This window comes from Arthrobacter sp. SPG23, assembly GCF_000876655.1.
In the GTDB taxonomy this organism is placed as follows: domain Bacteria; phylum Actinomycetota; class Actinomycetes; order Actinomycetales; family Micrococcaceae; genus Arthrobacter.
The window spans coordinates 170,292-176,753 of the sequence record NZ_JYCN01000001.1 but is presented as its reverse complement, the minus strand read 5'-3'; the positions used below and the strand labels follow the sequence as shown (position 1 = coordinate 176,753).

Below are 6,462 nucleotides of genomic sequence, written 5' to 3'. Positions count from 1 at the left end.
GCCCGCCGCCGCTTCACGGACGCCTTTGGCTCCGCAGTGGAAAGCGACACCWGGMTGAGGGCCCRGSSCYGGGCCCTCATCCTGTCCACCGCCATGCTGAGCAACTCGGACGATAATCCGCGGATGTTTGCCGTGGGCGAGTTCGGGATCAGGCAGATCCTGGAAGGCTGACGTCGCCTGCCACTTTGAGGCCGCTTTATTGTCGGTGCCTGCTGGCATGCTGTGGGTATGGAGGGCAGGGTGGTTGCGGAGACGTTGGAGGCCATGGAGGCTTCCCTTGCCGTGTTGGCTGCATGTGCCGGTCACGGGGCCGGGAACGTGGCCGGGGCCGGGGCCGGGAGCGTGGGCGGGGCCGCGGATTCTGCCGGTGCTGACCCTCTTCGGGATGAGGCGGACGCGTGCCTGGACGGTCTGGCGGGGGTCGGCGGCCTGGAAGCCATGCTGGCCGCGGTGAAGGTGCACTTCGCTGCCGGTTACGCGGCCGCGGCTGCGGCGTTGGCGGCGCCGGCCGTTTCCCCGCAGGAGCGGACCGCCCGGGACATGGCGGTGACGGCAGAGGTCGCCTGTGTGCTGACGGTGAGTGAACGATCGGCGGCGGCGTTGTTGGCGGAGTCAGCCGCCCTGACCACCGGGTTGCCGCTGACGCTGTCCGCGCTGGGGTCGGGGCGTATTTCGTGGCAGCACGCCCGGGTGATGTGTGATGAAACGTCCGGCCTGGACCCCGCCGGGGCTGCTGCGTTGGAGGCTCATTTCCTGGACCCCGGGGCCCCTTTTTGCTGCGCGTGGCTGCCCGGCCGGGGAGCTGGTGCCGGGCAGGTTCCGGGCCAAGGCGCGCAGCTGGCGTGAGCGGCACCATCCGGTCAGCATCGAAGCGCGCCACCGCAAGGGCGTGACGGACCGCCGGCTGGAATTTGTCCCGGACCGGGACGGCATGGCCTGGCTCTCGGCCTATGTGACCGCGGAGGTGGCGGCGGGTGTGTGGGCCCGTGCCACGCACGCGGCGCGGGCCCTGCAGGGCCCGGCCGAGTCCAGGACCCTGACCCAGCTCCGTGCGGACGTCGCCGCGGACTGGCTGCTGGCCGGGGTGGCCGAAGGCACCCCGTCACCGAAGGCGCAGGTGCTGGTGACGGTTCCGGTGTTCTCGCTCCTGGGTGCCGGGACGGAACCGGCCATCCTGGACGGGTATGGTCCCGTTCCGCCGTCCATGGCCCGCCGGCTGGTCGCGGACGGTGCCGGATCGTTCCTGCGGGTGCTGACCGACCCGCGCAACGGGGCGCCGCTGGAGATCGGACGCACCAGCTACCCGGTTCCGAAAGCGATGCGCCAATGGCTGCGGCTTCGGGACGGCCGGTGCCCTTTCCCGGCTGCAACAACCCCTCCCTGGACAACGAAGCGGACCATCTGCTGGCCTGGTCCGAGGGCGGCGGCACCGGCATCAGCAACCTGGGCCAGCCCTGCCGGAAGCACCACCGCCTCAAACACAGCACAGCATGGAGACCGGTCGGCGCGACCCGGGACCAGCCACCGGGCTGGATCTCACCCGCCGGACGCTCCTACCCCAGCGAACAACAGGACTGGGAACCACCACACTGGCCGGAAATACTTGCCGGTGCCTCCGCTGCCGGAGAGACCGGGCCACCACTACCGGCGGACCCCTTCCCAGACTGGGCCCTCTTCATCGCGGCCTAGGATCGACCCTTGCCTCTGCTGCCCGGTCATCCCTAGTGAGTAGTCACCCCTAGTGAGTAGTAACCCCCTTGGGGGTCACCGTTGTGGACGCGCGCTGCTGTCTGCCGCCGTCGCCCGCCGGTGCCGGCGGATCCGCCATGTGACCAGCAGGCCGACTGCCACTGCGGCTACAACGATGGCGGCGGCACTTCCGGCGGTGTGTGCCACCTCGTCGTACAAGTTCCCGGCAAGGTATCCGAGGGTCACGAACAGGCTCCCCCACAGCACGCCGCCGGTGATGTTCCACAGCGCGAACCGCCGGTAGGGCATACCGCTCAGCCCGGCCAGGGCCGGCATCACGGCGCGGAAGAAAGCGGTAAACCGGCCAAGGAAGATGGCGGGGCCGCCCCGCCGCTTCAGGAACTCCTGGGCCTTTTCCAGCTGGTGGCGTTTCCGGTCAAAGATCCTGAGTGACATCAGCCGGGGGCCAAAGTGCTTGCCGATTTCGTACCCCACCGTGTCGCCCAGGATCGCGGCCGAGACCACGACGGCAATCATCGCCGCGAGCGGGAAGCCACCCTTGCCGGCGATCACACCTCCCACCACCGCCGCGGTTTCGCCCGGAATGACGAAGCCGATGAAGAGGGCGTCCTCGGCGAAAACGAGCGCGAACACAACACAGGCCACCAGCACCGGGCTGGCGTTGAGGAGTCCGTCGAAGAATGCCTGCATCAGCAACAGTGTGGCAGTTGGGACGGGTGGCCGTCAGCCCTTCAGGTCCCCGCGTCTCCTAAGCTGGGGCCATGGACGCCTCACAGCAGTTGGGCATTAAGCCGATTCTCACCCTGACGGTGAATCCGGCCTTGGACATCAGCACCTCAACCGAACAGGTCAGCAGCGGCCATAAGCTCAGGTGCGGCGCAAGCCGCCTCGACCCGGGCGGCGGGGGCATCAACGTGGCACGTGTCATCCAGCGCCTCGGCGGACAAACCCTGGCGGTGTACACCGCGGGCGGCCCGACCGGGGACGCCTACCGCCGGCTCATCGAGGCCGAGCGCATCCCGACGCTGGCGGTCCCCATCCAAGGGAGCACCCGCCAGGACTTCACCGTTGATGAGACCTCCACCGGGAAACAGTTCCGGTTCGTGCTCCAGGGCCCGGAGCTCAGGGAACCGGAATGGCAGGCCTGCCTGGACCTTGTTGCCGCGTCCATGTCGGCGGGCGGCTACGTGGTGGCCAGCGGCAGCCTCCCGCCGGGAGTCCCGGACGACTTCTATGCAAGGGTTGCCCGCCTGGCGCGGCAGGCGGGTGCCCACTGCGTCGTTGACGCCTCCGGGCCGGCACTCACCGAGGCGCTGGCCGCTGGAGTGTTCATGGTCAAGCCAAGCCTCCGCGAACTGGGAGCGCACTTCGGCGCCGCCCTCGACAGTGAGCAGAGCCAGGTGGACGCGGCGTCGGCCCTCGTTGCTGACGGAGCTGCGGAACACGTCGCCCTCACGCTCGGCGGGTCCGGTGCCCTGCTCGCGTCGAAGTCCGGACTCATCCGGCTCACCGTGCCGGACGTGCCGGTGGTCAGCACGGTGGGAGCCGGGGACAGCTTCCTCGGCGCTTTTGTGCTCCGGCTCGCCCAGGGCCGCCCGCTTGAAGGGGCTTTCCGGGCCGCCGTGGCCGCCGGAAGTGCCACGGTCATGACGCCTGCCACCGAACTGTGCCACCGGGCCGACGTGGAACGCCTGGAGGCTGAGCTCGCCAACACAGCGACCTGACCGGCCGGAAGGAAACGGTTGGCTGCGGTCAGTCGGCTTCCAGAAGGGATTTCAGCTTCGCGAGGTCCTTGCGCATGGCGCGGCGCGTCATGGGGGCCATCACCAGGCCCGCGACAGCGGAGAAGCCCGCGGGTTTCCCGGTGTTTCGCAAGGTCATCCGCGTGGCATCGCTTCCCGAATCCGACCACGTGTAAGTGGTTTGCATGGGGAAGGGGCCTTGAGCCGTGCGCATGACGACCTTTCGGCCGGGGTCCAGCTCGGTGAATTCGTAGAGGTACTCCAGGGTCTTGCCCAGGAACTGTGCCCTGAAGGCCACCTTCGATCCCACCGCCAAGGGCGGAGACGACTCCCAGCTGACTGCCTTGATGTTCGCGTACCAAGCCGGAGCGTTCTCCGGATCGGCGGCAAAGGCCGCCACCACTCCGCGGGAGCGGCGGATCTCGGTTTCCACCACTACGTCAACCATGCCTGTTGCCTCCCCTTGCGCCTTTTCGACTCAGGCTACGGCAAGGTGCCGCGATCAGCCGCTGGCGCTCAGGCGCCGGGGCAAGTGCAAAAAGAGGGCGGCAAACCCCTCCGGGTTGCCGCCCTCCTTTCTACGGTTACACCACGGCTACGGGCTCTTTGACCTTCAGGGGCTCAATCTTGCCCATGACAAAGAGGTAGTTTGCGGCGCCCACGAGCGAGACTGCTCCGATGACCGCCAGCGGGGCCACGAAGGAACCGGTCTGGTCCACCAGCACGCCGATCAGGATCGGGGTGAAGATCCCGGCCAGGTTGGAGGCGAAGTTCTGCAGTCCGCCGATGGATCCGACGTGCCTGGAACTCGGGGCGACGTCCGCGGGCAGCGACCAGATGCCGGTCGCTGCGACGGTGAGGCTTGAGTAGGCGACCGAGAGCAGCGCCAAGGCCATCCAGGCTTCCGGCACGAGAGCGGCAAACATGATCACCGAACCGCCTGCGAGGCCGCCGGCGATGGCGGTCTTCCGGACCTTGGTGACGGATGCGCCGGCGCGGACGGCGCGGTCGGCCAGGTATCCGCCCAGCCAGCCGCACAGCACCGCGCAGATACCCGGAATGGCGCCGAAGAAGCCGAGCTTGAGCAGGTCGAATCCGCGCTCCTTGACGAGGTAGCTCGGGAAGAAGGTGATGAAGAAGTAAATGGCGCTGTTCAGGCAGAAGAAGCCGAACATCATGCTGAGGATGGTCCGGTACTTGAAGAGTGAGCGCCAGGGGAGCTTGGCGGCATTGGCGTCATCGCTGCCTTCGCCGCGGGCACCCCCTTCCTCGATGTAGGCCACCTCGGCGGCGTTGGCGCCGGGGTGCTCCTGAGGGCTGCGGTACACCTTCCACCAGACGGCGGCCCAGATGACGCCCGCCACGCCGATGATGATGAACACAGCATGCCATGAGGTCAGCGCCACGATCAGGGTAACGATGGGCAGCGCGATCACGGCCCCCACGCGGGAACCCGAGTCCCAAATACTGGTGGCGAAAGCCCGTTCACGGACCGGGAACCAGGTGGCCACCACCTTGGCAGCGGTGCTGGGCGCAGGGCTTTCGCCCACACCCAGGAGGAACCGGGCTGCAAACAGGGACCAGAAGTTCGTCGCCGCGGCGGTCACCATGGTGAAGACGGACCACCAGACGGCCGCCAGCGAAAACGACCGGCGCGGCCCGACTTTATCCACGTACCAGCCGGCAGCCAGCTGGCAGAAGTCGTAGGCCCAGAAGAAGGCCGCAAAAATGAGGCCTTGCTGGGTCGCGGTGAGTTCGAAGTCCTTGCCCATGAAAGGCAGGGCAACGCTGAGGCTGGAGCGGTCCAGGTAGTTGATGCTCAACCCGATGAAGGCAAGCCAGATAATGACCCAGCGCTTGCGGGTCATGCTGCGGGGATTTTTGGGCGATGACGTACTGGCAACTTTACTTCCGAGCGCAGTCATGTGGTCTCCTTCGACGTGAACATGGCTTCGGGTGCCTGTGGCACCGGGGAAGACACCGAAGATATCGATGCCAAATCATATAGGAATCTGGTTAATCATATAGAAAACGTGATCCAGATCAAGCCCCCCTCAAAAATCGCCCGAAGCAACGCCCGCCGGGGCGACTGTAGGTCCCGTGGAATATGATTCCCCCAGCGACTCCCACCCGAACAACAACCCCAACCAGCACTAAGAGGTCAGCGCGTGCCCCCACGTCAGTCTTCCGACATCTCCCGCGGCAAAGCGGCCGTCAGCGATGTGTATTCGTCCATGCGCGCCTCCATCCTCGAAGGCGAAATCGCACCCGGAACCCGGATCAACATCGACGCCGTGTCTCGGAGGCTGGGCGTATCGCAAACGCCGGTGCGCGAGGTGCTGCAGCGGCTCGAAGGGGACAATCTCGTGGTCTACAACCCCGGCCGGGGATACAGCACCACGCCGCTCCTGGACCTGGCCGAACTGCGCTCACTCTTTGAGTTCCGGCTTCTGGTGGAGCCCTGGGCTGCGCGCTCGGCCGCTATAGACCGGCTAGCCAACCCCGCGGCCGCCCTCGAGAAGGAAATCGCGGCGTTCCGCGGCGCCATGAAGTCCGCGGGTGACCTGCGGCAGGACCTGGTAGCCCATGACACCCGCTTCCACGACACGATCCTTGCCGCCGCCGGCAACACCGTAGTCCGCCACGCTTTCGCACAGACGCACTGCCACCTGCACACCTTCCGCCTCTATCCGGCCGACGTGGACGGCGCCATTACCGTGGCGGAACATTCGGCGGTCCGCGAAGCCATCAAAGCCTGCCAGCCCGAGCTGGCCGAAGCGGCCATGGCGGAGCACATCCGCAACTCCTTCGCCCGCTTCGCCCAGGCCTTCGAAGGCCACGCCGACCTCGCGCCGCTGCAGGACGGCGGCCCGCCCAGACGGCACATCGTGGATTAGATCCAAGCCCCGGCCCCGCGGCCGGGGCTCCTTTTTACCCTCGGCACTTGATCTGGATCACAGTTCCTATATTATTGTGGAAATTCATATAGGAAATCATGCACACCCTCCAG

The 6,462-nt window shown here is 66.9% G+C and carries 5 protein-coding genes and 1 pseudogene; 3 read left to right on the top strand and 3 right to left on the bottom strand.

Going from position 1 to position 6,462, the window contains the following annotated elements:
* The first annotated feature begins 228 nt into the window (after positions 1 to 228).
* A pseudogene (locus TV39_RS00865) lies at positions 229 to 1,689 on the top strand (DUF222 domain-containing protein).
* Positions 1,690 to 1,764: 75 nt separating this feature from the next.
* On the opposite strand, the gene TV39_RS00860 reads toward TV39_RS00865, so the two are convergent.
* Positions 1,765 to 2,400, bottom strand: coding sequence for a DedA family protein (locus TV39_RS00860; protein WP_043477001.1), 636 nt, complete (start codon positions 2,398 to 2,400; stop codon positions 1,765 to 1,767).
* A gap of 71 nt (positions 2,401 to 2,471) precedes the next feature.
* Between TV39_RS00860 and TV39_RS00855 the strand changes: the two genes are divergently transcribed.
* On the top strand, positions 2,472 to 3,434 hold the full coding sequence (locus tag TV39_RS00855) for a 1-phosphofructokinase family hexose kinase (protein ID WP_082049367.1): 963 nt from the start codon (positions 2,472 to 2,474) through the stop codon (positions 3,432 to 3,434).
* 28 nt (positions 3,435 to 3,462) lie between these two features.
* Here the strand turns inward: TV39_RS00855 and TV39_RS00850 are convergent, their stop codons facing one another.
* Both TV39_RS00850 and TV39_RS00845 read right to left on the bottom strand, forming a co-directional pair.
* Positions 3,463 to 3,900, bottom strand: coding sequence for an SRPBCC family protein (locus TV39_RS00850; protein WP_043476939.1), 438 nt, complete (start codon positions 3,898 to 3,900; stop codon positions 3,463 to 3,465).
* Between the two features lie 136 nt (positions 3,901 to 4,036).
* Positions 4,037 to 5,377, bottom strand: coding sequence for an MFS transporter (locus tag TV39_RS00845; RefSeq protein ID WP_043476936.1), 1,341 nt, complete (start codon positions 5,375 to 5,377; stop codon positions 4,037 to 4,039).
* A 243-nt stretch (positions 5,378 to 5,620) separates the two neighbouring features.
* Between TV39_RS00845 and TV39_RS00840 the strand changes: the two genes are divergently transcribed.
* Positions 5,621 to 6,349 carry a GntR family transcriptional regulator gene (locus tag TV39_RS00840; protein WP_043476933.1) on the top strand — a complete coding sequence of 243 codons (729 nt, stop codon included), beginning with the start codon at positions 5,621 to 5,623 and terminating at the stop codon, positions 6,347 to 6,349.
* The last annotated feature ends 113 nt before the right edge of the window (positions 6,350 to 6,462 follow it).

What these genes read in the sequence shown, in the direction of transcription:
- TV39_RS00860 (WP_043477001.1), bottom strand. Translation starts at nt 2,400, where the DNA reads ATGCAGGCATTCTTCGACGGACTCCTCAACGCCAGCCCGGTGCTGGTG.
- TV39_RS00855 (WP_082049367.1), top strand. Translation starts at nt 2,472, where the DNA reads ATGGACGCCTCACAGCAGTTGGGCATTAAGCCGATTCTCACCCTGACG.
- TV39_RS00850 (WP_043476939.1), bottom strand. Translation starts at nt 3,900, where the DNA reads ATGGTTGACGTAGTGGTGGAAACCGAGATCCGCCGCTCCCGCGGAGTG.
- TV39_RS00845 (WP_043476936.1), bottom strand. Translation starts at nt 5,377, where the DNA reads ATGACTGCGCTCGGAAGTAAAGTTGCCAGTACGTCATCGCCCAAAAAT.